General features: G+C 71.1%; 23 protein-coding genes. 14 read left to right on the plus strand and 9 right to left on the minus strand.

Going from position 1 to position 23,032, the window contains the following annotated elements:
* The first annotated feature begins 38 nt into the window (after positions 1–38).
* From QBE02_RS13055 to QBE02_RS13080, 6 genes are all read left to right on the plus strand, one after another.
* Positions 39–926, plus strand: coding sequence for a hypothetical protein (locus QBE02_RS13055; RefSeq protein ID WP_279366119.1), 888 nt, complete (start codon positions 39–41; stop codon positions 924–926).
* A gap of 162 nt (positions 927–1,088) precedes the next feature.
* Positions 1,089–2,060: a LacI family DNA-binding transcriptional regulator gene (locus QBE02_RS13060; RefSeq protein ID WP_279367894.1), complete on the plus strand. Its 972-nt coding sequence runs from the start codon at positions 1,089–1,091 to the stop codon at positions 2,058–2,060.
* A 251-nt stretch (positions 2,061–2,311) separates the two neighbouring features.
* Positions 2,312–2,956 (plus strand): helix-turn-helix domain-containing protein, encoded by a 645-nt coding sequence (locus QBE02_RS13065; protein ID WP_279366120.1) that lies wholly within the window; start codon positions 2,312–2,314, stop codon positions 2,954–2,956.
* Positions 2,957–2,975: 19 nt separating this feature from the next.
* Positions 2,976–3,440, plus strand: coding sequence for a hypothetical protein (locus tag QBE02_RS13070; RefSeq protein ID WP_279366122.1), 465 nt, complete (start codon positions 2,976–2,978; stop codon positions 3,438–3,440).
* Positions 3,437–4,360 carry a hypothetical protein gene (locus QBE02_RS13075; RefSeq protein WP_279366123.1) on the plus strand — a complete coding sequence of 308 codons (924 nt, stop codon included), beginning with the start codon at positions 3,437–3,439 and terminating at the stop codon, positions 4,358–4,360. Before QBE02_RS13070 ends, QBE02_RS13075 begins: the two co-directional genes overlap by 4 nt.
* Positions 4,357–5,493 carry an alpha/beta hydrolase family protein gene (locus QBE02_RS13080; RefSeq protein WP_279366124.1) on the plus strand — a complete coding sequence of 379 codons (1,137 nt, stop codon included), beginning with the start codon at positions 4,357–4,359 and terminating at the stop codon, positions 5,491–5,493. Before QBE02_RS13075 ends, QBE02_RS13080 begins: the two co-directional genes overlap by 4 nt.
* Positions 5,494–5,506: 13 nt before the next feature.
* Here QBE02_RS13080 and QBE02_RS13085 read toward each other — a convergent pair whose 3' ends face one another.
* From QBE02_RS13085 to QBE02_RS13105, 5 genes are all read right to left on the minus strand, one after another.
* On the minus strand, positions 5,507–6,967 hold the full coding sequence (locus tag QBE02_RS13085) for a mannitol dehydrogenase family protein (RefSeq protein ID WP_279366126.1): 1,461 nt from the start codon (positions 6,965–6,967) through the stop codon (positions 5,507–5,509).
* A gap of 160 nt (positions 6,968–7,127) precedes the next feature.
* Positions 7,128–8,117 (minus strand): ABC transporter substrate-binding protein, encoded by a 990-nt coding sequence (locus tag QBE02_RS13090; RefSeq protein ID WP_279367895.1) that lies wholly within the window; start codon positions 8,115–8,117, stop codon positions 7,128–7,130.
* 75 nt (positions 8,118–8,192) lie between these two features.
* Positions 8,193–9,278, minus strand: a complete 1,086-nt coding sequence (locus QBE02_RS13095; RefSeq protein ID WP_074695251.1) for an ABC transporter permease — start codon at positions 9,276–9,278, stop codon at positions 8,193–8,195.
* Complete coding sequence (locus QBE02_RS13100) at positions 9,275–10,051, minus strand: ATP-binding cassette domain-containing protein (protein ID WP_268104798.1); 777 nt, start codon at positions 10,049–10,051, stop codon at positions 9,275–9,277. Before QBE02_RS13100 ends, QBE02_RS13095 begins: the two co-directional genes overlap by 4 nt.
* Positions 10,048–10,737, minus strand: a complete 690-nt coding sequence (locus QBE02_RS13105) for a nucleoside/nucleotide kinase family protein (protein WP_279366127.1) — start codon at positions 10,735–10,737, stop codon at positions 10,048–10,050. Before QBE02_RS13105 ends, QBE02_RS13100 begins: the two co-directional genes overlap by 4 nt.
* 237 nt (positions 10,738–10,974) lie before the next feature.
* Here QBE02_RS13105 and QBE02_RS13110 point away from each other — a divergent pair, with 237 nt between their 5' ends.
* The gene (locus tag QBE02_RS13110) at positions 10,975–11,703 is read left to right on the plus strand and encodes an SDR family oxidoreductase (protein ID WP_056224137.1); all 729 of its coding nucleotides are present in this window, start codon (positions 10,975–10,977) and stop codon (positions 11,701–11,703) included.
* A gap of 104 nt (positions 11,704–11,807) precedes the next feature.
* Here QBE02_RS13110 and QBE02_RS13115 read toward each other — a convergent pair whose 3' ends face one another.
* Both QBE02_RS13115 and QBE02_RS13120 read right to left on the minus strand, forming a co-directional pair.
* Entirely contained in the window at positions 11,808–13,055 is a 1,248-nt protein-coding gene (locus QBE02_RS13115; RefSeq protein WP_279366128.1) for a D-arabinono-1,4-lactone oxidase, read from the minus strand.
* 86 nt (positions 13,056–13,141) lie between these two features.
* A complete protein-coding gene (locus QBE02_RS13120) occupies positions 13,142–14,302 on the minus strand; it encodes an ROK family transcriptional regulator (protein ID WP_279366129.1) in 1,161 nt (386 codons plus the stop codon).
* A gap of 69 nt (positions 14,303–14,371) precedes the next feature.
* Between QBE02_RS13120 and QBE02_RS13125 the strand changes: the two genes are divergently transcribed.
* Both QBE02_RS13125 and QBE02_RS13130 read left to right on the plus strand, forming a co-directional pair.
* Positions 14,372–14,857 (plus strand): glutathione peroxidase, encoded by a 486-nt coding sequence (locus QBE02_RS13125; RefSeq protein ID WP_279366130.1) that lies wholly within the window; start codon positions 14,372–14,374, stop codon positions 14,855–14,857.
* Between the two features lie 157 nt (positions 14,858–15,014).
* Entirely contained in the window at positions 15,015–15,911 is an 897-nt protein-coding gene (locus tag QBE02_RS13130) for an esterase/lipase family protein (protein ID WP_279366131.1), read from the plus strand.
* A 10-nt stretch (positions 15,912–15,921) separates the two neighbouring features.
* On the opposite strand, the gene QBE02_RS13135 is transcribed toward QBE02_RS13130, so the two are convergent.
* Together QBE02_RS13135 and QBE02_RS13140 are read right to left on the minus strand one after the other, a co-directional pair.
* Entirely contained in the window at positions 15,922–16,335 is a 414-nt protein-coding gene (locus QBE02_RS13135; protein WP_279366132.1) for a PIN domain-containing protein, read from the minus strand.
* Positions 16,332–16,538 carry a type II toxin-antitoxin system VapB family antitoxin gene (locus QBE02_RS13140; protein WP_279366133.1) on the minus strand — a complete coding sequence of 69 codons (207 nt, stop codon included), beginning with the start codon at positions 16,536–16,538 and terminating at the stop codon, positions 16,332–16,334. Before QBE02_RS13140 ends, QBE02_RS13135 begins: the two co-directional genes overlap by 4 nt.
* 150 nt (positions 16,539–16,688) lie before the next feature.
* On the opposite strand from QBE02_RS13140, the gene xylA reads away from it, so the two are divergent.
* The 5 genes from xylA to QBE02_RS13165 all read left to right on the plus strand — a co-directional run bounded on the left by xylA (position 16,689) and on the right by QBE02_RS13165 (position 23,014).
* Positions 16,689–17,876: a xylose isomerase gene (gene xylA / locus QBE02_RS13145; protein WP_279366134.1), complete on the plus strand. Its 1,188-nt coding sequence runs from the start codon at positions 16,689–16,691 to the stop codon at positions 17,874–17,876.
* A gap of 145 nt (positions 17,877–18,021) precedes the next feature.
* Complete coding sequence (gene xylB / locus QBE02_RS13150; protein ID WP_279366135.1) at positions 18,022–19,416, plus strand: xylulokinase; 1,395 nt, start codon at positions 18,022–18,024, stop codon at positions 19,414–19,416.
* A gap of 142 nt (positions 19,417–19,558) precedes the next feature.
* Positions 19,559–20,527, plus strand: a complete 969-nt coding sequence (locus QBE02_RS13155) for a LacI family DNA-binding transcriptional regulator (RefSeq protein WP_279366136.1) — start codon at positions 19,559–19,561, stop codon at positions 20,525–20,527.
* A gap of 190 nt (positions 20,528–20,717) precedes the next feature.
* Entirely contained in the window at positions 20,718–21,434 is a 717-nt protein-coding gene (locus tag QBE02_RS13160; protein ID WP_279366137.1) for an L-ribulose-5-phosphate 4-epimerase, read from the plus strand.
* Positions 21,431–23,014 carry a xylulokinase gene (locus QBE02_RS13165; RefSeq protein WP_279366138.1) on the plus strand — a complete coding sequence of 528 codons (1,584 nt, stop codon included), beginning with the start codon at positions 21,431–21,433 and terminating at the stop codon, positions 23,012–23,014. Before QBE02_RS13160 ends, QBE02_RS13165 begins: the two co-directional genes overlap by 4 nt.
* Positions 23,015–23,032 lie beyond the last annotated feature (18 nt).

Raw genomic sequence — 23,032 nt, forward strand, 5'->3', positions numbered from 1 at the left:
CGCCGACCGGCGCGAACAGACCCCAGAGAAGAGAGATCATGAACGCACTCACCACGATCGAGCGCCGCGCGCTTCAGTCGATCAGCACCCCTGACGGCCACATGCTCATCGTCGCCGCCGACCAGCGCAACGGCATGAAGGCCGCTATCAAGGACGCGCCCAACGGCTCCGATGCGATCTCGCGCGACGAGCTCGCCGAGGTGAAGGCCGACCTCGTGCGCCACCTCGCCAACCACGCGCCGGCGATCCTGCTCGACCCCGAGGTCGCGCTGCCGCAGATCGTCGACGACGGTGTGCTCGCTCGTGACACCGCCCTCGTCGTCGGTCTCGACGCCTCGGGCGCCGAGACCGTCGACGGCCTGAAGTACACGCGCTTCGTCCCCGGAGCCACGCCGCACTCCATCCGCGAGCAGGGCGCGGACGTCGCCAAGATGCTCTGGTACACCCGCCCCGACAAACAGGACGCCGACTCCCGCGTCGCGCACGAGATCCGCGACCTTGTGCAGGCGTGCGAGGACGAGGGCCTGCTCCTCATCGTCGAGCTGCTGACCTACCAGCTCGAAGACGAGAGCGACGAAGAGTACACGGCGACCTTCGCCGACCTCGTCGTCGACGGAGCCGCCCTCGCCGTCGCCTGCGGTGCCAAGATCCTGAAGCTGCAGTACCCCGGCTCCGCCGAGGCGAGCGCCCGCGTGACCGAGGCCGCCCAGGGCGTGCCGTGGGCGGTGCTCTCGGCCGGCGTCGACCACGAGACGTTCATCGAGCAGGTGCGCACGGCCGTCGCCAACGGTGCCTCGGGCGCCATGGCCGGCCGGTCGCTGTGGAAGGACAGCCTCTCGATCGACGCCGACCGCCGCGAGGAGCTGCTCTCGGGCCGCGCCCTGCCGCGCCTGCGCGAGCTCGCCGACGCCGTCGACGGTCACTGAGATGACCACGCCCGCCCGGGTCGGGGCGCGCTCACCGCGGGTGCACGCGGGGGAGCGTCGCTGCGGCCCCGGGCGGGCGGGTCCGACCCGTCGCCAGATAGGGTGGGCTGTCGGAGCAGCCCCCCGCCCGATCCGCTGCCTCGGAGGTGTCTCGTGACCACCATGCGCGATGTCGCCCTGCGAGCCGGGGTGAGCACCAAGACCGTGTCGCGCGTCTTCAACGACGACCCGCACGTGCTGCCCGACACCCGCGCCCTCGTCGAGGCCGCGATGCGCGAACTCAACTACGTCCCCAACGCCCTGGCGACGACCTTCCGCGCCGGTCGCGCCTCGGTCATCGGGGTCGCTGTTCCCGACGTCGTCGACCCGTTCTTCGCCGCGATCGCGCGGTCGGTCGAAGACGCCGCCCGACGGCGCGGGCTCTCCACCCTCGTCACCAGCCTCGGCGAGGATCCTGCCGACGAACGTCCCGCTCTGGAGTCTCTCCTGGGGCGTCAACTCACCGGCCTGGTGATCGCCCCCGTCGGGACCGACCACTCGTGGCTCGAGCGCTGGCGCGGCCACACCCCGATCGTCTTCGTCGACCGCGCCCCGGTGGGTCTGCTCACCGACACGTTCACCGAGAACGACGAAGCGGGCGCCCATCTCGCGACCGCCCATCTGCTCTCGCACGGCCACCGTCGCATCGCCTACGTGGGCGACATGGTGCACCTGTCGACCGAGACGAAGCGCGTCGAGGGCTGGCGACGAGCGCTCCGCGAAGCCGGGGTCGACGTCGACGAACAGCTGATCGCCTCGCAGGTGTCGGATCGCGAGTCCGCGGCATCCGCCCTCGAACGCCTGCGCGCGCTCGCCGACCCGCCCACCGCCGTCTTCTCGGCCAACGCACGCTCGTCGATGGCTCTCGCCCACGTGCTGCGCGGGCAGTCGCTACCGTTCGTCGGATTCGGCGACTTCCCGATGGCCGACACCCTGACCCCCTCGGTCACGGTCGTCGACCAGGATCCGCGCCGCATCGGAGCGCTCGCGGCTGAACGCGTCTTCGCGCGCCTGCAGCCCGACGCCGGTCTCGGCCTCGACGAGCTGACGGTCATCGACGTGTCGCTCGTCGAGCGGGAGTCCTGCGGCCTCTGATCGGCGCTTCGGGGTCCGGGAGGCCCGCGTGATCGATCCGCCGAAGCGACGGGCACGGCACCCCCCAATGGTGCCGTGCCCGTCGCCGACGGACCGGGAAGCCTCTCCCGGTCGCTCGCGCGCGGGGTTTCCCCCACGGACGCCCGCGCGCGGTCGTCATCCATACAAGCACAGCGTCTCGTAAATAGCACCCGCGCTGGGATTGTAAATACGATCATCCTTGCGTCGTCGTGGGCGTCTACGATCGGAATGTGGGTCGCGGCGCTGTCGGACCGCCCTCGCGGTACTCCCGCCGAGTGGTGGCGAATGTGGACCGCCTGCGTCGGGCGAAAGGTCTGACCGTGGGCGAGCTGCTCAGCCGCGCCGGAATGACGAAGAGCTACTACCAGTCGCGCGCGGGCTTCTCTCTGCCGTACAACACGAACGACATCGAGGCGCTCGCCGCCGCCCTCGGAGTGGCCCCCGAAGAAGCCGCGAACCCCGACTCCGCGCCCCGGGTCGAGATGCGCGTCCCCGCGGCCCCCCTCGCCGCCCGCGTCCGTCGACTCGTCCACAGCCAGGGGGCGACGGAGAACGACCTCGTCGATCACCTCGATGAGATCGACCCCGCCGCCGCCGAGAGCGCGCGTGCCCTCCTCGCCGCCGCGACCAACACCGTCGTGCTCGACGAAGAGGTCCTGCGCCTGATCACGCACTGGGCCGACGTGCCGACCGAGTACCTCACCGACTACACCGACGACGCGGTGACCGACCGGACCGACGCCGAGCTCGAACTGCGCGACGCGATGCGCGAGGCGGGAGCGAGCAGCATCCAATTCCGCGCCCTCGGCGAGATGTCGCCCGACGCCCTCCGCGCCATCGCGCACTCCCTGCGAAGCAGGCCGCCCGCGACATGATCAGCCGTGAGGGGGGACGGTGGTGACGGAAGCGGACGAGATGCTCGCCCGCGTGCAGGCGCGCGCCGACCGCGCGATCCAGCACGCCGGTCTCGCCGCCGGCATGACCTTCGACCAGGTCGTCCACGCGGTCGAGCAGGCGCTCGAGATCCGCTTGCGCATCGTCCCCGAGACCGACACGGCGGGGTGGGGCACGTTGACCGGTTTCCTCACCTACTTCGCCGATCGACGCGAGGGCAGCATCCACGTCCGCGCCTCGGATGCCGCGATCTACAGCCAGTTCGCCGCCTCCCACGAACTGGGGCACCTCCTCGACGACGCCCACTGCTCCGGCGCTCTGCACGAGCGTTCCTCGGTCTCACCCCATGACAATCCCCTATTGACCACGCCGGAGTACGAGGCGGAACTCGTCGCCGAGCACATCGCGCACCGGATCGCGCGCCTGCTGTACACCTCACCGAGGGTGGCCGAGTCGTCGTGGTGACCGTCCTTCTGATCGACGCGGCGCTGGCGGGGCTGCTTCTCGTCGTCGTGCTCCGGGCCCGCGTCGCCTGGCGCCAGCCGCGGGCGCGCATCGCGTGGCTCGCCGCTCTCATCGGCTGCATCGCCCTGCTCACGCAGGGCACCGTCATCCGCCTCGAGATCCTCGACGGGTTTCTCGGCGGAACGAACGTCCTCAAGCTCGTGCAGAACGTGCTCACCATGGTGGCGCTGTGGCTCGGCATCCAGGCGGGTACCGCTCCGGTGACCGCGCGGATCCGCACCCTGCGGTGGTGGTTCCCCGGCCTGCTCGGCGCGCTGTTCGCGGTGGTCTTCTTCGCCGCCCTCCCCGAGCGGGGGACGTCGTCGTTCCGGTTCCTCGAGGATGCGGCGATGACCTCGACCGGCGCGTGGGCGTACGGCGTGCTGCACATGGCGGGTATCGCGCTCGTCGGCCTGCTGCTGTTCCGCTCGGCCCGCGGATCGCTGCCGAAAACACGCGTCTTCTTCCGCGTCGGGGCGGTGGGGATCGTTCTCGGGTGCCTCAGTGAGATCCTCGACCTGACGCTGTCGCGGTTCTTCGAGCCCAACGCGCTGGTCAGTGCGCTGTTCGATCCGCTCTTCTACCTCGGGGTCGTCTCGTTCGTGATCGGGATCTTCGTGGCATCCCGCACGACGACGCGCATCCGCCGCCGCGGCGATGAGCTGCTGGCGCGGCTCGAGCCGGTCGCCCGGGAGCGTGGAGTGGACTCGTTCCCCGGGCTCCCGGCCGATGCCGTCGCCGACACGCGCCTCCACGCCCTGCGGGTCGCCGTCGAAGACGACGCGATCGCCACCTCGACGCCGCTCAGCCCTCCTCAGCGCGCTCTGCTCGATGACATCGACGCCCACCTGACTCGACGAACCACGGGAGTCCACCCATGATCCGATCCCTCGCCGTCGGCACCGGAGTCGCCGCCGCGACTCTCGCCCTGGCTCACACGGCCGTCGCCGGATACGTCGCCCGCCGTCTCATCGCGCCGCGCGCTCCGAAGGTGTACGCCCCGATCACGGTCGCGGGCGACACCGTCTCGGTGCCGGCCACGCTGGAGAGCCGCGAGCCGGGCACGTACGGCCTGTGGCTCGACGACGGTCGGCACCTGGTCGTCGGCGAGCCGCTGCGCATCGGGAAGGACCGGGTCGTGCGCGCGCTGGCGGCGCGACCGGAGGGCCTCGAAGACGGGGATGCCGTGGCCACCTGGACCTCGCAGAGCATCGGTGCCCCCGAGGAGGTCGGGCCCACTCGACACGTCTCGGTGCCGCTTCGACGCGGCGGAGTCGCGGAGGCCTGGGAGATCGGCGACCGCGACACCGCGGACGGACGGTGGACGATCCACGTCCACGGCCTGCGCTCCAGCCGCAACGGTGCTTTGCGCTCCACCCCGGCCGCCGCCGCCGCGGGGTGGATGTCGCTCGTCGTCTCGTACGCGGGCGATGAGGAGTGCGCCCCCGCCGATTCCCTCCCCTCGACGCTCGGGACGCGCGAGTGGAGAGACGTCGACGACGCGATCTCGTACGCCGTCGACCAGGGGGCGCGCGAGATCGTGCTCGTCGCCTGGTCGATGGGGGGAACGATCGCGATGCTCGCGCTCGAGCAATCGGCACACCGCGACCGCGTCACCGCCCTCGTGCTCGTCGCGCCGGCCCTCGACTGGACGCGCGTGGTCGAGAACGCCGTCGCGGGCGCCCACCTTCCGCGCTCGGTGGCGGGAGCATCGATGCGCATCCTGGGCAGCGCCCTCGGCGCGCGGGCACTCGGACTCATCGAGGGCGTGAACGCCCCGGCGCTCAACTGGGTCGACGGTCCCCGGCCCGCGCCTCGCGTCCCCACCCTGATCGTGCACAGCCTGCGCGACCCCGTGGTGCCGGTGAGCGGGTCGCTCGCGTACGTGAAACGGCATCCCGAGGCCGAGCTCGTCGCGTTCGACGCGACCGGTCACTGCAACGAGGCGAACCAGGACCCGACGCGGTTCCACGACGCCATCGCGGGGTTCCTGCGGAGCCGACCGCGCACCTGACCCGCCCGGGCCGTCAGTCGGCGAGGGCGGCGATCGCTCCGCGCGCCCCGCGCTCGGCCAGCGACGCCCGCGCCGCGAGGTAGGCCTCGCGCAGGCGGGGGTTCTGCCCGAGGTCGCCGAAGACGGGTGCGTAGTCGAGGAGCGACGCAGGGTCGTCGGCGACGATCGCCCGCAGTTCGTCGAGACGGCTGTCGACCGCGGGCGTCTCTTCGCCCGACTCGGTGCGCCCCTCGAGGAAGACGCTCCACCCCGCGAGCACGAGCGCGGCGCGGTCGATGCGGCCGCCCGAGGCGAGCTGCTCACGCACGACCGGCAGCAGGAACTTCGGCAGGCGGTCCGAGCCGTCGACGACCTGGCGCGCAAGGGTGTCGCGGATTGCCTCACTGCCGAAACGGGCGATGAGCTGGTCGCAGTAGGCGTCGAGGTCGATCCCCGGGACCGCGCGGAGCGTCGGGATCGCCTCGTCGTGCATGTATCCCTGCAGGAAGTCGACGAACAGCGGGTCGGTGCACACCTCGTGCACGTAGTGCGCGCCCGAGAGGATGCCGAGGTAGCTCATGGCCTGGTGCGAGGCGTTGAGCAGGCGCAGTTTCATCAGCTCGTAGGGCTCGACGTCGTCGACCAGCTGCACGCCGACCTCGTCGAACGGTGGGCGGCCGGCGGGGAAGGCGTCTTCGAGCACCCACTGCTCGAACGACTCGCTGCGCACCGGCCAGCGGTCGCGGATGCCGAACTCCGAGGCGATCGCGTCGCGCGTCTCGTCGGTGGTCACGGGCGTGATGCGGTCGACCATCGAGTTCGGGAACGACACGTTCTCGGCGATCCAGCTCGACAGCTCGGCGTCGCGCCGCTCGGCGAAACCGAGCAGGGCCGCACGGGCGACGTGTCCGTTGCCCTGGATGTTGTCGCACGACATGACGGTGAAGGCCGGGATGCCGGCATCCCGGCGTCGGCGAAGAGCTTCGGTGAGCAGACCCATGACGCTGCGCGGCGGGGTCGCACCGTCGAGGTCGGCGAGCGTTGCCTCGTCGCGCGGGGCGTAGGCGCCGGTGGCGTCGTCGATGCCGTACCCGCCCTCGGTGATGGTGAGAGAGGCGATCGCGGTGTCGGGGGCGGCGAGCTTCGCGACCACGGCCTCGGGGTCATCGGGCACGAAGAGGTACTCGACGATGGAGCCGACGACGCGGGCGGTGGAGGTCCCGTCGGGCGCGGTCGTGACGAGCGTGTAGAGGTCGTCTTGAGCGGCGAGGGCGTCGCGCATGGACGCGTCGAACGACAGGACCCCGACTCCGCACAGGCCCCACTCGGTGTGGCCGGCTTCGAGCAGGCGGTCGAGGTACATGGCCTCGTGCGCCCGGTGGAAGCCGCCCACGCCGAAGTGCACGATGCGCGCGCGCACGGCCGACCTGTCGTACGTCGGAACGGAGACGTTCGCCGCGAGGGAGGGGAGGGAGGCGGCGGTGAGGTCGGTCATGCGGGGCTCCGTGGTCGATGTGCGTGAGTCGCCAGATTCTGTCGCTTCAGGGGTGTCGGAAGCGACAGACCATGGCGACTCACGCGCGGGGAGGGGGGGAGGGGGGAGGGGGGGATGCCGGGACGCCGCGTGAGCGCGAGATCCCGGCATCCGGAATCGATCAGCAGGAGGACTTGTAGACCGCGTCCTTGCCGTCGGTGGTGATGTTGTCCTTCGTCAGGATGGTGAAGCCGGTCTGGATCTTGGCTTCGGTGCTCTCGCCCTTCAGCGCGGCGATGGCCTGCTTGACGCCGTCTTCGCCGATGGTGGCGGGTTCCTGCGCGACGAGGGCCTGGACGGTGCCGGCCTCGAGGGCTTTGACCTGCGCGGGGCCGGCGTCGAAGCCGACGATGGTGACCTGGCCCTGCTTGCCGGCCTGCTGGACGCCGGTGGCGGAGCCTTCGGCGGCGAACAGGTTGGCGGCGAAGATGCCGACGATGTCGGGGTCCTTCTGCAGCGCCGCCGTCACGATCTCCGCAGCCGTGGAGGGTTCGTTGTGGGAGTACTGCACGCCCACCGACTCGAACTTGGAGTCCTTCTTGACGGCGTCTTCGAAGCCCTGGGCGCGGGCGTCGGTGGTGGACACACCCGGGTCGGTGGAGACGACGAGGACCTTGCCGCCGCCCGGGTTGGCCTTCTGGATCGCCTCGAACGCCGCGGCTCCGCCGCCGTTGTTGTCGGAGGAGATCTGCGAGACCGCGCCGGAGGGGTCTTCGAGCGTCGTGTCGACGAGCACGACCTTGATGCCGGCTGCCTCGGCGGCCGCGATGGGCGCCTGCATGGCCGAGACGTCGGTGGGGGCGATCAGCAGCGCGTCGGGCTTGGAGGCCACGACCGCGTCGACGATCGGCTTCTGAAGCGTCGGGTCGAACTTCTCGGGACCCTGGGTGGTGACGGTCGCACCCTCCTTCTCGGCCTCGGCCTGGATGCCGCACTGCATCGAGATGTAGAACTCATCTCCCGCGACGCCCTGCACGAACGCGATCTTGTACCCGCCGTCGGCGCCGCCGGACGCGCCGCCCGAGGACGCACCGCCCGAGCACCCCGCGAGGGTCAGCGTCGCCGCCATGCCGAAGACCGTCAGGGCGGTCGCCTTCTTGTTCCACTTCATTGTGATCACCGTTCTTTTCTGGAGTACTGCTGTCGGGTTGGTAAGGGGTGGGGAGGGAGGGGATGCCGCCGCGGATCAGCCGCGTCGACCTCCGCTGAGGAACTTGCGCCAGAGGCCCTGCGAGGTACCGCGGGTCGCGGCGGTGCGGCGCACCTGGTCGACGTAGACCGCCGCGATCAGCACCGCGCCGACGGCGACCTGCTGCCAGAAGGGCTGCACGCCGGTGATGACGAAGCCGTTCTGCAGCACCGCGGGGATGAACAGGCCCACGACGGTGCCCATGATCGTGCCGACCCCGCCGAAGAGCGAGGTGCCGCCGATGACGACGGCCGCGATGACGTTCAGGTTGGTCTGGGACTGGCCGGCGATGGCGGTCGTGGAGAACTGGGAGAGAGACAGGATGCCGCCGAGCCCGGCCAGGGCGCCGGAGATCGTGTAGATCTTGATCAGCTGTGCGTCGACCTTCACACCGACGCGGCGGGCGGCGATCTCGCTCGAGCCCACGGCCAACGTGTAGAGGCCGAAGCGCGTGAAGTGCAGGACGACAGCGCCGATCAGCACCACGACGAGCGCGATGACGCTGATGATCGGGACGGATCCGAATACGTTGCCGTAGCCGATCGAGACGGTCAGCACGGTGGGCACGTCGCGGATGTCGACGCCGCCGGTGAGGATCTGCGCGAGACCGAGCGCCATTCCCAGCGAGCCGAGGGTGACGATGAGCGGCGGGATCTTCGCCTTCGCGATGAGGAAGCCGTTGAACAGCCCCCAGCACACGCCGCTCAGGACCGCGACGATGATGCCGACCGTGGCGACGCCCCACCCCTCGCCGCCCATCGCTCGCATAACGAGGGCCGACACGACCCCCGAGAAGACGAGGACGGACCCGACCGACAGGTCGATGCCGGCGGTGATGATGACGTAGGTCATGCCGACGGCGAGCACCGCGAGGATCGAGGCGTTCTGGATGATGAGGCGGAAGTTCGACCACTGGGCGAACGAGTCGGGCGCGATGATGCTGAAGACGATGATGATCGCCAGCAGAACCAGGAGGATCTGGAACGCCTGCGTGCGCAGGACCGCGGCGACCGGGTTGGTCTTCTTGTTGTCGTCGAACGTGCCGATCGCGACGGTCTCGGTCGGGGGAGTCTTGAGGCTCACTTCTGGTCGTCCTTCGTGACGGCGCCGGTCATGAGTCCGACGAGCTCTTCCATGGAGGTGTCCTTGGCGTTGATGTTGGCGACGCGGGTCCCGAGGCGCAGGACCTGGATGCGGTCGCTAACGTCGATGACGTGCGGCATCGAGTGCGAGATGAAGACCACGGCGATGCCCTTGTCACGCACGCGCCGGATGGTCTCGAGCACGTTCTTGGTCTGACGCACACCGAGGGCGGCGGTCGGCTCGTCCAGGAACACGACTCGCGAGGCCCAGTGCACGGCGCGGGCGATCGCGATGGCCTGACGCTGACCGCCCGACATCTCGCCGACGGGCGAGGTGAGCGAGCGGACGGTGGCGCCGAGTTCGTCGAATGCGTCGCGGGAGGCCTTCGCCATGTCCTTGGTCTTCATGAAGCCGAGCGCTCCCGCGAGGCCGGGGCGGCGGATCTCGCGGCCCAGGTACATGTTCTGCACCGGGTCGAGGTGGGGGGCGAGAGCGAGGTCCTGGTAGACGGTCTCGATGCCGAGGCCGGAGGCGATCTGCGGGTTCGACATGTCGATGGGCTTGCCGTCGAAGAGGATCTCGCCCTCGTCGACCGCGAGGTTGCCCGAGAGGGCCTTCACGAGTGTCGACTTGCCGGCGCCGTTGTCGCCGATCAGGGCAGTGACCTCACCCGGGTAGACCTCGAAGTCCACGTTGTTGAGGGCGCGGACGGATCCGAACTGACGCGACAGGCCTCGCGCCTGCAGCACGGGCGTGGCCGTGGTGGTGCTCATGAGGAAGCTCCTTCGTGGGGACCGACGGGGGCATCGGAGACGGTGACGACGAGGTCGGCGCGGTCGCGCCCGCGTTCGACGACGAGGGCATTGCGCTCGTCGACCTCGCGGACCCAGGCGACGGCTTCGTCGTAGGGGTGGTCGTGGGAGAGGCGCCGCGCGACAAGGCGCTCGCGGCGCGCGGGGGAGTCGATGTCGAGGAACCACACCTCGTCGAGGCGCGAGGCGACGGCATCCCACCCGAACTCGTCGTGCAGCAGGTAGTTGCCCTCGGTGATGACGAGAGGAACGCGGGCGGGCACGAGCACCGCCGAGCCGATCGACTCCTCGAGGGCGCGGTTGAAGCGCGGGGCATAGACCTCGTGCCCGGCGCGGATGCGATCGAGCAGGGCGACGTAGCCCTCGACGTCGAAGGTGTCGGGGGCGCCCTTGCGGTCGCGCCGGCCGAGGCGTACGAGCTCCTCGTTGGCGAGGTGGAAGCCGTCCATGCCGACGAGCACCGCGTCGTCGCCGAGGGCGGCGAGCAGGGCGTCGCTGACGGTCGACTTGCCCGCGCCGGGGGTGCCGGCCACGCCCAGGATGCGCCGCTCGCCCGACGTCGCGAGCTGCCGGGCACGGGCGACGAGGTCGTCGAGGTGCACGGTCGCGGCGGCGGTCGTCGCGTCGTTCTCCGAGGTGTGGGTCACAGCGGTGTGGTCCTTCCGGGCGACGCACCACGGCGGAGTGCTGCGTCGATGAAGCGGGTCCGGCGGGGGTGTCCACCGGTCGAACTCCGGTTACGGTAAGCCCACCGTGACACCGGTGTCAACACCCGTGACCAATTCGTCATGACACCGAAGTCATCCGCGTGATTCTGTGGTTATCATGGGCCGCGACGACACTGCCGTCGTCCTCGACTCCCGGACCCGCGAAAGAGCCCACCCATGACCGAATTCACCGACCGCACCATTCTCGTCACCGGAGCCGGTGGCGGCATCGGAGGCGCGACCGTGCGCCACCTCGTGGCCGCCGGCGCGACGGTCCTCGCCGCGGGTCGCGACGCCGACAGCGTCGCCGCGATCAGCGCCGAAACCGGTGCCGAGCCCGTCGTGTTCGACCTCGAATCCGAAGACGAGATCCGCGCGGCCATCGAGGGCCGCGACATCTACGGCGTCGTCAACTGCGGCGGCTGGGGCGGCGAGATCGCGACCCCGATGGACACCGACATCGACGTGTTCGACAAGGTCATGCGCATCAACGCGCGCGGCTCGCTGCTGGTCACCAAGTACGCCTCGCGCGAGATGATCCGCGTCGGCAAGGGCGGCGCGATCGTGAACGTCTCCAGCCAGGCGAGCCTCGTCGCCCTCACCGGTCACATCTCTTACGGATCGTCGAAGGCCGCCCTCGACAACATCACCCGGGTCTCGGCCCTCGAGCTCGGTGGCTACGGCATCCGCGTCAACAGCGTGAACCCCACGGTCGTCATGACCCCGATGTCGGCTTGGTACTGGGGTCGTCCCGACATCGAGGGTCCCTTCCTCGAGGCCATGCCGCTGCACAAGTGGGCCACCGAAGACGACATCGCGGCGCCGATCGTGTTCCTCCTCGGCGACGGCGCCGGCATGATCTCGGGCGTCTCGCTTCCCATCGACGGCGGCTACTCCAGCCGCTGATCCCGGATGCCGTGAGGCGGCGTCGCGGTGGGCGGCGCCGTCTCGTGGTGACGCGTGCGTTGGTACCGGTCCTTCGACAGGCTCAGGGGCCTGGGTCGGGCTGATCAGCCCCCGAAAACGCGGTGCAGGAACGCGTTGCGGAAGACACCGCGCGGGTCCGCCTCGCGCGCGACCGCATCGAAGTCGTGGGCACGCGGCAGGGTCGCCAGGATCCGCTCACCGGGCATGGTAAACGCCTTGCCCCAGTGCGGTCGCGCATCGAACGGCGCGAGAGCGGCCTCGATGTGCGGCAGCGCTGAGAGCACTCCCTCGGTGTCGTTGCGCCAGGTGAAGTGGATGGCGAGCACGTCGCGCTCGTACGCGGGGCTCAGCCACAGCCGATCGGCGGCGACCGTGCGCAGCTCGGTCACCAGCAAGTGCTCCGCGAAGGCCGGGGCGATCTCGCGCACCGCGGCGAGAGCCTCGGCCGCCGAGGCCAGCGGCACGAAGTACTCCGACTGGATCTCGTCGCCGTCGCTGGGCAGCGCGTCGGCGCGGAAGTGCGGAAGGCGCGTGTGCCACGGCCCCGAGGTGCCCCGCGGCGTCGTGTTGTCGACGGTGCGGATGCGGCCGAGATGGATGTCGTCGCCGACGGCGATCCCGCCGAGTTCTTCGACCCACGACGGCGAGCCCGTGTCGCTCTTGGCCCAGACCAGGTCGTGCGCGGGGTCTCCCCAGGTCGTGAAGATGCTGACGCTGCGCGAGCCACCGAGCACCGCGATCGGATCCGCCACGATGTCGGCCCACGCGACTCCGGTGTACGCCTGCTGCGTGACGGAGTAGGTCGGTTCGGTGCGCAGCTCGACCGCGGTGACCACGCCCAGGGCGCCGATGCTGAGGGCTGCCGCGCCGAACCATGGGTGGTCCTCGTCGATGCGGTGCGTGCGGCCGTCGGCATCCATCAGCTCGACGCCCGTCACGGCACTCGAGAGATTGCCGTTGCGCACGCCCGAGCCGTGCGTGCCGGTCGCCGTCGCACCCGCCACCGAGATGTGGGGGAGCGAGCCGAGGTTGTGCAGCGCCCGGCCCTCGGCCTCGAGCACGGGCGCCAGCTGGGCGAAGGTCACGAGCCCTTCGACGCGCACCCGGCTGCCTGCGATGTCGATGCGCGTGGGCATCCTCTCGAGCGAGACGAGTGCGCCCTCGCTGTCGGCGACGTCGTTGAAGGTGTGGCGGGTCGCTTGCACGCGCAGATGATCCGCGGATGCCACGACCTCGGCCAGTTCGTCGGGCCCGGTGGGCAGCAGCACCTCGGTGGCGCGGTACTGGTGGTTGCCCGACCAGGTGGCTCCGGCGGAACGTGTCTCGATCATGGTTCTCCTCGCGTCGTCGCTCACCCATCCTGCCCCGGACCGCCGACCTCGGGGCCGGGCGCGAGGTTTCGAGGAGAGTTTCGCGCTCAGCGCGCGGGGAAGAGCGCGGCCTCGAACACGGCCTCGGCCGCGCCGACCAGCAGGCGGTTCTCGCCGAGCTCGGCGGCGGCCAGGCGCAGCCCCTCCGCGCACGCGGGGATCGTCTGCGCGCGCACCGCGGCGTCGAGACCGGCCAGATCGAGCTCGCCGAGGATCGCGAGGAACCCGCCGAGCACGATCACCGCGGGATTCATCACGTTCGCGGCGTTGGCGAGGGCCGTGGCGAGAATGCGGCGTTGCCGATCGGTCTCCGCCCGCACCGTCGGGTCGGTGCTGCGGGTGAGCGCCGCCGCGAGGGCCGCGTCGTCGGCGGCGTCGATGCCGAGCGCGCGCAGCAGAAGCGATCGGCTGACCTCGTCTTCGAGTACGCCCTCGGGTGCGCGCCGATCGTCGGGGTCGGCGATGCCGGGTCTGTTCTGACCGAACTCCCCGGCGTAGCCGCCCGCCCCGCCCAGCGGCATCCCGCCGACGATGACCGCCCCACCGATGCCGCTCGCGCCGCCGTTGAGGTACACGACGTCGTGTACGCCGCGCGCGGCTCCGAACAGGTGCTCGGCCACCGCACCCAGGGCGGCGTCGTTGGCGACGTGGGCGGTCAGGCCCGTGGCATCCGTCATCAGGCCGGCGAGGGCGGCGTCGGTCCAGCCGAGGTGCGGGGCTTCGCGCACGAGCCCGTCGGAGGCGCGCACCGGACCGGGGACGGCGACGCCCACGCCGGTGAGGCGGGAGTCGGCGAGGGGCCCGCCGCGCCAGGCGTCGAGGCGGATGCCGACGAGCTCGGCGGTGCGCTCGGGCGTGATCAGTGCCGACTGCTCGAGGCGTTCGCGCACGACGATCGACCCGTCGAGGGCGATCGCTGCGATGTCGAGGGCGTCGACCTCGGGATTCACGGCGATGGCGACGACCCGCGGGTCGGGCTCGACGATGGGGGAGGGGCGGCCGACGCGCCCCTGTGCGTCCGACGCCCGCTCGACCACGAGTCCCGCGCGCTGCAGTTCTCCCACGAGGTCGGCGATGGTCGAGCGGTTCAGGCCCGTCGCCTCGGTCAGAGCGGCGCGCGAGCGCGGTCCTTCACGGTGCACGGTGCGCAGCACGAGGGCCAGATTGGCGCGGCGTATGCCGTCGCCCCGGCTTCCCGCGGTGACCATCCGACCACTGTGCCACGGGCGGGGTCGATTCCCACCCCGACCACAACAACGCGGTGCCAGGATCGGAACATGGACCTTTCCGGCATCCCCATCACGACCATCCGCGGCGAGCAGACGACCTTCGGCGAGCTGACCGACGGCAAGGCGGCCCTCGTGGTGAACGTCGCGTCGCGGTGCGGGCTCGCGCCGCAGTACGAGGCGCTCGAGGCGCTGCACAAGAAGTACGCCGACCGCGGCTTCACGGTGATCGGCTTCCCCAGCAACCAGTTCCTGCAGGAGCTCGGCGACGAGGACAAGATCGCCGAGTACTGCTCCGCGACGTGGGGCGTGACCTTCCCGATGTCGGAGAAGGTCAAGATCAACGGGCGCAGCGCGCACCCCCTGTACAAGGAGCTCACGACGACTCCGGATGCCGAGGGCAAGACCGGCCGCATCTCGTGGAACTTCGAGAAGTTCGTCGTCGCCCCCGACGGTCGGGTGACCCGCTTCAGCCCCCGGACGCTGCCCGACGCCCCCGAGGTCGTCGCCGCGATCGAGGACGCGTTGCCGAACTGACGCGGGGCGCCGCGACCCGGCGCCTGAGGCCGCGCGCCGGCCGGGACCCGCTCCGTCGCGCGAGCGGGTTCGGCGGCGTGTCGGACACTCCCCGGGGTCCGCCGAGGTGCGCGACCTGCCCTATCCTGACCGGGACCCGACCTGCGAAGGAGTCGCCATGGCTGACGCCGTCGTCCTCGTCTCCGGGGGAGCCGCCGTGACCCCGTACACCGCCCCGGAGCACGCCGCCGCATCGGGCCTCGCGGCGGGCAACACGATGACCGCGCTCCGTTCGTCCTTCCTCGATCGCGGCGTCCGGGTCTTCACCGCTCCCGCCCGCATCGGGCCGGGTCAGGTGCGGGCGGATGCCGGGTGGCAGGGCTTCGACGACGTGCCGGTCGTGCTTTCGGCCGAGGTGACGATCAACGCGGTCGGCCGTGTCGACGATGCGGGCGCCGCGCTCGCCGGATTCCTCCGCTGGCTCGCCGCCGAGGAGGGGATCGCCGATGTCGACCTGGTCGGCCACTCGATGGGCGGGCTGTTCTCCCGCGCCGCGATCCGCGAGCTCGGCGACAGTGGCCCGCGCGTGGAGCGTCTCGTGACCCTCGGCACCCCGTGGGACGGCTCAGTGCTCGGCGATCTGCTCGACGGCGAGATCGGCGAGGTCGACGCGCACGGCGACCCCGCCACGCTGCAGATCTTCGCCGAGGCGCGCCCTTATGCCGACGCGAACTCGCAAGGGGCAGCGGCCGAGGTGTCGCGCCGGTTCCTCCGCGGGTGGAACGACGCTCAGGCGGGGGTGCTCGACCGCATCGCGGTGACCGCGATCGGCGCGGGGTACTTCGCCGCCGCGACCGAGCCGGCGCAGCTCTGGCCGCACGACGGCCTGGTGTCGCTCACGAGCGGCCGGGCCGACGAGGTCCCTGCGGCGGTGTTGCCGGAGGTGACGCGCCACTCGTTCCCCGATCACGTGCACAGCATCTTCTTCGCCGAGGCGTGCGGGCTGGCGTGGGAGCGCGCGCTGACCTGGGACCCCATGGTTTTCGCGGTGGTGGACGACGCACTCGGGCGCTGACGAGGCCGGGTCAGAGTGTCGGCGCGACGTACTCGTGAGCGAGGTCGGTCACGGCGGCGATGTGATCGAAGTCGTGGTCCGCGCTGAGGATCGTCGCGTCGTTCGCGATCGCGTAAGCCGCGATCAGAATGTCGATCGCGCCCGCCGCTCGCACGAGCCCGGCTCCCCACAGGGCGGACTGGATGCCGACGGCGAGGGACTCGTCGGGCGCCCGCTCGAGGGGGAAACCCAAGGAGATCTGCTCCAGGTAGAGCGCGTGCTCCTCAGCGGAACGGGCCCTGTGGCAGAACTCCAGCACCTGGGGCGGGCACGTGACGAACAAGTCGGAGGGAGACCGGGCGATCCGTTCGAGCCGCGTCCGGATGACGGAATCCCCGGAGGCCAACCGTGCCCAGACGGAGTTGTCGACCAGGTAGTCGGTCACGACGTCGGGGCGACCACGGGCGAATCGAGGTGCTCTTCGAGATCGGTGAGCGACGCGATCCCGGCGATCATCGCGTCCTTCTGCTTCGACGCGATCAGGCGGCGAAGGGCGAGGTCGAGAACCGCACGGTTGGACGGCTCTCCGGTGAGAATGCGCGCGCGTTCGATGAGACGCGGATCGAGGTCGACGCTCGTCAAGGCCATGAGTGTCTCCCTTCGTTATATAGGCGATTATATGCGCCGGATTGCCATCCGTGGGGGCTGGACGTCGTGGCATCCGGGATATATGTTGTGAGCACCAACAAACCCGTGGCGCGCCACCGCGCGCTCGTGCGTCCATGCGAAGGAGCAGGAATGCCCACCCCCACCCGCGACGACAAGTTCTCGTTCGGTCTCTGGACCGTCGGCTACAACGGCACCGACCCCTTCGGCGGCCCCACGCGTGAGCCCCTCGACGTCGTGCACGTCGTCGAGAAGCTCGCCGAGCTCGGCGCCTACGGCCTGACCTTCCACGACGACGACCTCTTCGCGTTCGGCTCCACCGACGCCGAGCGTCAGAAGCAGATCGACCGCCTCAAGGGCGCGATGAGCGACACCGGCATCGTCACGCCGATGGTGACCACCAACCTCTTCTCGGCCCCCGTCTTCAAGGACGGCGGATTCACCTCGAACGACCGCCAGGTGCGTCGTTTCGCGCTGCGCAAGGTGCTGCGCAACCTCGACCTCGCCGCCGAGCTCGGCGCGAAGACTTTCGTCATGTGGGGCGGCCGCGAGGGCGCCGAGTACGACTCCGCGAAGGACATCCGCCAGGCGCTCGAGCGCTACCGCGAGGCTGTGAACCTGCTCGGCGACTACGTCACCGACAAGGGTTACGACATCCGCTTCGCCATCGAGCCCAAGCCCAACGAGCCCCGCGGCGACATCCTGCTGCCCACGCTCGGCCACGCGATCGCCTTCATCGACTCGCTCGAGCGTCCCGAGCTGGTGGGCCTGAACCCCGAGGTCGGCCACGAGCAGATGGCGGGCCTGAACTTCGCCGCCGGCATCGCTCAGGCGCTGTACCACGGCAAGCTCTTCCACATCGACCTCAACGGTCAGCGCGGCATCAAGTACGACCAGGACCTCGTGTTCGGTCACGGCGACCTGCACAACGCGTTCGCGCTCGTGGACCTGCTCGAGAACGGCGGCCCCGGCGGCGTGCCCGCCTACGACGGCCCCCGTCACTTCGACTACAAGCCCTCGCGCACCGAGGACGAGACCGGTGTCTGGGACTCCGTGTCGGCCAACATGAACACCTACCTGCTGCTCAAGGAGCGCGCCGCGGCCTTCCGCGCCGACCCCGAGGTGCAGGAGGCGCTCGAGGCCGCGAAGGTCGCCGAGCTCGCCCAGCCCACGCTGAACGAGGGCGAGACCTACGACGACTTCCTCGCCGACCGCTCGGCCTACGAGGACTTCGACACCGACGCCTACCTCGGCGGCAAGGGCTTCGGCTTCGTCCGCCTGCAGCAGCTCGCCACCGAGCACCTGCTCGGCGCGCGCTGAGTCGGATGGGGTCCGGATGCCACGGCATCCGGGCCCTCTGTCCGTCGAGTGTCCACGACATGCCGCATCGCGCTCGTGCGAGACGGCATGTCGTGGACACTGAACGGGATGCCGCACTGTTGCGGCGAGGACAAGAGGAGTGAGCATGGCGCTCGTCATGGGAGTCGACTCGTCGACGCAGTCGTGCAAGGTCGTCGTCGTCGACGCCGAGACCGGGAAGGTCGTGCGCGAGGGGCGCGCGTCGCACCCCGCCGGCACGTCGGTCGACCCCGAGGCCTGGTGGAAGGCGCTGCAGGATGCCATCGCCCAGGCCGGCGGTCTCGACGACGTCTCCGCGGTGTCGATCGCGGGCCAGCAGCACGGCATGGTCGTGCTCGACGCCGAGGGTGCCGTCATCCGCGACGCTCTGCTGTGGAACGACACCCGGTCGGCGCAGGCCGCGCGCGACCTCATCGAGGAGGTGGGCTCCCAGGCGTTCGCCGAGCGCACGGGAGCCGTGCCGGTCGCCTCGTTCACCGGCACCAAGCTCCGCTGGTTGCGCGATGCCGAGCCCGACAACGCCGCGCGCGTCGCCGCCGTGGCCCTGCCGCACGACTGGCTGACCTGGCGTCTGCGCGGGTTCGGCCCGGGCAACGCCGTTCTCGAGGAGCTCGTCACCGACCGGTCCGACGCCTCGGGCACCGCCTATTGGGGTGCCGACGGCTACGACCTCGACCTGTTCCGCCGTGCCCTGGGACGCGACGCCGTGCTGCCGCGCGTGCTCGGCCCATGGGAGAGCGCGGGGGCTCTGCCCGGGGGCGCGCTCGTCGGCCCCGGCGCGGGAGACAATGCCGGCGCGGCCCTCGGCCTCGGCGCGGGCGTGGGCGACGTGGTCGTCTCGCTCGGCACCTCGGGCACCGTGTTCGCCGTCACCGACACCCCGGCCCGTGACGCGACGGGCGCGGTGGCCGGCTTCGCCGACGCCACGGGGCGCTTCCTGCCGCTCGTGGCCACCCTCAACGCCGCCCGGGTCCTCGACGCCTTCGCGGGACTCCTCGGCGTCTCCCACGACGAGCTCGGGGCCCTGGCCCTCGAGGCCGAGCCCGCTGCCGGCGGCGTGGTGCTCGTGCCGTGGTTCGAGGGAGAGCGCACGCCCAACCTGCCGCACGCGCAGGCCTCGCTGACCGGCCTGACCCTGGCATCCACGAACCGCCCGAATTTCGCGCGCGCCGCGATCGAGGGCATGCTGAGCGGCTTGGCCGTCGGGCTCGAGGCGATCCAGGCGCAGGGTGTCGAGGTGCACCGCGTGCTGCTCATCGGCGGAGCAGCGGCGAACGAGGGAGTGGCGCGCATCGCCGCGCAGGTGTTCGACGCCGAGATCGTCGTCCCCGCTGCGGGGGAGTACGTCGCGCTCGGCGCGGCCCGCCAGGCGGCGGGGGTGCTCGCGGGCGGGCCCGTCGACTGGGCCGTCGCGATGACCCGCACGGTCGAACCCGACCACCGACCCGAGATCCGCGAGCGCTACGACGTGATCGCCGCACTCCGCGCCTCGGAACAGTAGATTTCTCGCCCGCGAGCGGGCCAGAGTAGGACCGGGTCCGTCGACGTCTTGTAAGGGGGGCGTCGGCGGACTCTCGTCTGCGGGAGCGCTCCCGCGCCGTGCGGTCGGCCGAGGGGGTTGCGCGCCGCTACTGTGAGGGACCATGAGCGGCGAGGTCGGGGGCAAGCGCATCGGCGTGCGCGAGGTCGCCGCCGCCGCGGGGGTCTCGACGCAGACCGTCTCGCGCGTGCTCAACGGCTACGCGGGCATCCGCGAGAGCACGCGCGAGCGCGTGCTCGCCGCGGTCGCCGAGCTGGACTACCGCGTCAACAACGCCGCGCGAGCGCTGGGCACGAGCTTGACGCGCACGGTCGGGGTCGTGGCATCCGATGCCGTGCTCCACGGGCCCTCGGCCGGCATCGCCGCTCTGGAGCGGGCGGCGCGGACGCGCGGGCGGTGGATCTCGACGGCGTACACCGACTCCGACGACCCCGCCGACATCGACGCCGCGGTGCGGCACCTGCTCGATCAGGGCGTCGACGGGATCGTGCTGGTCGCGGCGCACGGGGCCACTCCGCTCGAGGGATACGACGTTCCCATCGTGCCGCTGTACGGCGAGTCCGGGGCCCGCCAGCGCGACGCCGCCGCCCTCGTCGTGACCCACCTCGCCGAGCTCGGGCACCGCCGGGTCGTCGAGGTCGCAGGCCCCTCCGACTGGCGCGAAGCCCTCGCCCGAACGGCGGGGGTGGCGGACGCCGTGGCCCGCCTCGACCTCGCCCTCGTCGGTCGCGCGGAGGGGGATTGGAGCGCGGCGTCCGGCTTCGCCCTCGCCGGGGCTGTCGCCGACCTCGTACGAGACGGGGCCACGGCCGTCGCCGTCGCGAACGATCAGATGGCCCTCGGGCTCATCGCGGGGCTCACCGCCCGAGGGCTCGCGGTGCCGGCCGATGTGTCGATCGCGGGATTCGACGACAATCCGGATGCCGCGTTCTACACCCCCGCGCTCACGACCGTCCGCCTCGACGTCGAGGGCGAAGCCGCGCATGCGGTCGCCGCCGTGCTCGGCGACGCCTCGGCGTCTCCTTCGGAACCGGTGCTGGTGATGCGCGACTCGACGGCCCCGCCGCGCTGAGGGTCTCCCCGTCGAGGTGACCGTCTGTCGTCGAGATGACCGGCCTTTCGCGCCCATCGTGGGTCATCTCGGCGATTGCGCGTGATCTCGGCGCGGGTCAGCCCGGCCGCCTGCATCCGCCCCTCGCGAAGCGGCGATGTTACCGGTAACATCGAACCGGCCCCACCCGACCCCGTCGAAGGAGACACGCGTGTCCGATGCCGCCACGTTCGCGCCCGAGGTGCAGGAGGCGATCGACGCCGTCCGCGCCGACGTCGCGAAACTGCACGCCGAGCTCGTGCGCTACAACCTCATCGTCTGGACCGGCGGCAACGTCTCGGGTCGCGTGCCCGGCGCCGACCTGTTCGTCATCAAGCCCTCCGGCGTCTCGTACGACGACCTGGCTCCCGAGAACATGATCCTCTGCGACCTCGACGGCAACGCGATCCCCGGCACGCCCGGCTCCGAGCGCAGCCCCTCGAGCGACACCGCGGCGCACGCCTACGTGTACCGGAACATGCCCGAGGTCGGCGGGGTCGTGCACACGCACTCCACCTACGGCGTCGCCTGGGCAGCCCGCGGCGAAGATATCCCCTGCGTCATCACCGCGATGGCCGACGAGTTCGGCGGACCCATCCCGGTCGGCCCGTTCGCGATCATCGGCGACGACTCGATCGGCCGCGGCATCGTCGAGACCCTGCGCGGACACCGCTCGCGCGGCGTGATCATGCAGAACCACGGTCCCTTCACGATCGGCACGAACGCGAAGGATGCCGTCAAGGCCGCCGTCATGCTCGAAGACGTCGCCCGCACCGTGCACATCGCGCGTGAGGCGGGCCCGCTCATCCCGATCCCGCAGGACAAGATCGACGCCCTCTACAACCGCTACCAGAACGTCTACGGACAGAGCACGGACGACCGCCGATGACCGCCCACACCACCGCACTGCTCGAAGAGGGCCGCGCCAGCCTCGGCATCGAGCTCGGCTCCACCCGCATCAAGGCGTGCCTCATCGGCCCCGACGCCGAAGTGCTCGCCACCGGCTCCCACGAGTGGGAGAACGTTTACGCCGACAAGCTCTGGACGTATTCGCTGGATGCCGTGTGGTCGGGCCTGCAGGCCGCCTACGCCGCACTGGTCGCCGACGTGCAGCAGCGCTTCGGCGTCACCCCCGAGCGCTACGCCGCGATGGGTGTGTCGGCGATGATGCACGGCTACCTCGCGTTCGACGCCGACGGTGAGCTGCTCGCGCCCTTCCGCACGTGGCGCAACACCAACACCGGTGTCGCGGCGGCCGAGCTGACCGAGCTGCTGGGCGTGAACATCCCGCTCCGGTGGTCGATCGCGCACCTGCACCAGGCGGTCGTGGATGCCGAGCCGCACGTGCCCGAGATCCGCTTCCTCACCACCCTCGCGGGATACGTGCACTGGAAGCTCACCGGCGAGAAGGTGCTCGGCGTCGGGGATGCCTCGGGCATGTTCCCGATCGACTCCGCCACCCGCGACTACGACGCCGAGCTCGTCGCGCGCTACGACGCGCTCGCCGCGGGCCGGGTGCCCGCGCTGAACGACCTGCTGCCGCGCGTGCTCGTGGCGGGCACCGCCGCCGGCGCGCTCACCGATGCCGGGGCGACGCTGCTCGACCCGAGCGGGACCCTGCGCCCCGGCATCCCGTTCGCTCCTCCCGAGGGCGACGCGGGCACCGGCATGGTCGCGACCTGCGCCGTGGCTCCCCGCACCGGAAACGTCAGCGCCGGCACGAGCATCTTCGCGATGGTCGTGCTCGAGCGCCCGCTCAGCGAGGTGCACCACGAGCTCGACCTCGTCACGACCCCCTCGGGAGACGCGGTCGCGATGGTGCACTGCAACAACGGCGCGAGCGAGCTGGCCGCGTGGGCGAACATGTTCACCGCGTTCGCCGCCGCCGCCGGCACCCCGGTGACCCCGGATGCCACCTACGCGGCGCTCTTCGAGGCGGCGCTGAACGGCGAGGCCGACGCCGGCGGACTGCTCGCCTACAACCACCTCGCCGGCGAGCCCATCGCGGGTCTCGACGAGGGCCGACCGCTGGTCGTGCGCACCCCCGACAGCCGTCTGACGCTGCCGAACTTCATGCGCGCGCAGCTGTACGGCGTGTTCGGCACGCTCGCGCTCGGCATGGATGTTCTCCACGGCGAGGGCGTGCAGCTCGACAAGATGTACGCGCACGGCGGCATGTTCCGCACGGCGGGCGTCGCCCAGCGCTTCCTCGCCGCCGCCCTCGACGCACCCGTCGCGGTCGCCGAGACCGCGTCCGAGGGTGGGGCGTGGGGTATGGCCGTGCTCGCGGCGTACGTCGCCGATGACTCCGGCCGCGACCTCGACCGGTGGCTGCGCGAGACGGTGTTCGCCACCGCCCCGATCGTCACCGCCGACCCCGAGCCCGCCGACGTGGCCGGGTTCTCGTCCTACCTCGACCGTTACCGCGCCGGCCTCGCCGTCGAGGCCGCCGCCGTGGCATCCCTCTGATCACCCGAAAAGGAACAG

The organism is Microbacterium testaceum (assembly GCF_029761935.1).
Taxonomy (GTDB): domain Bacteria; phylum Actinomycetota; class Actinomycetes; order Actinomycetales; family Microbacteriaceae; genus Microbacterium; species Microbacterium testaceum_A.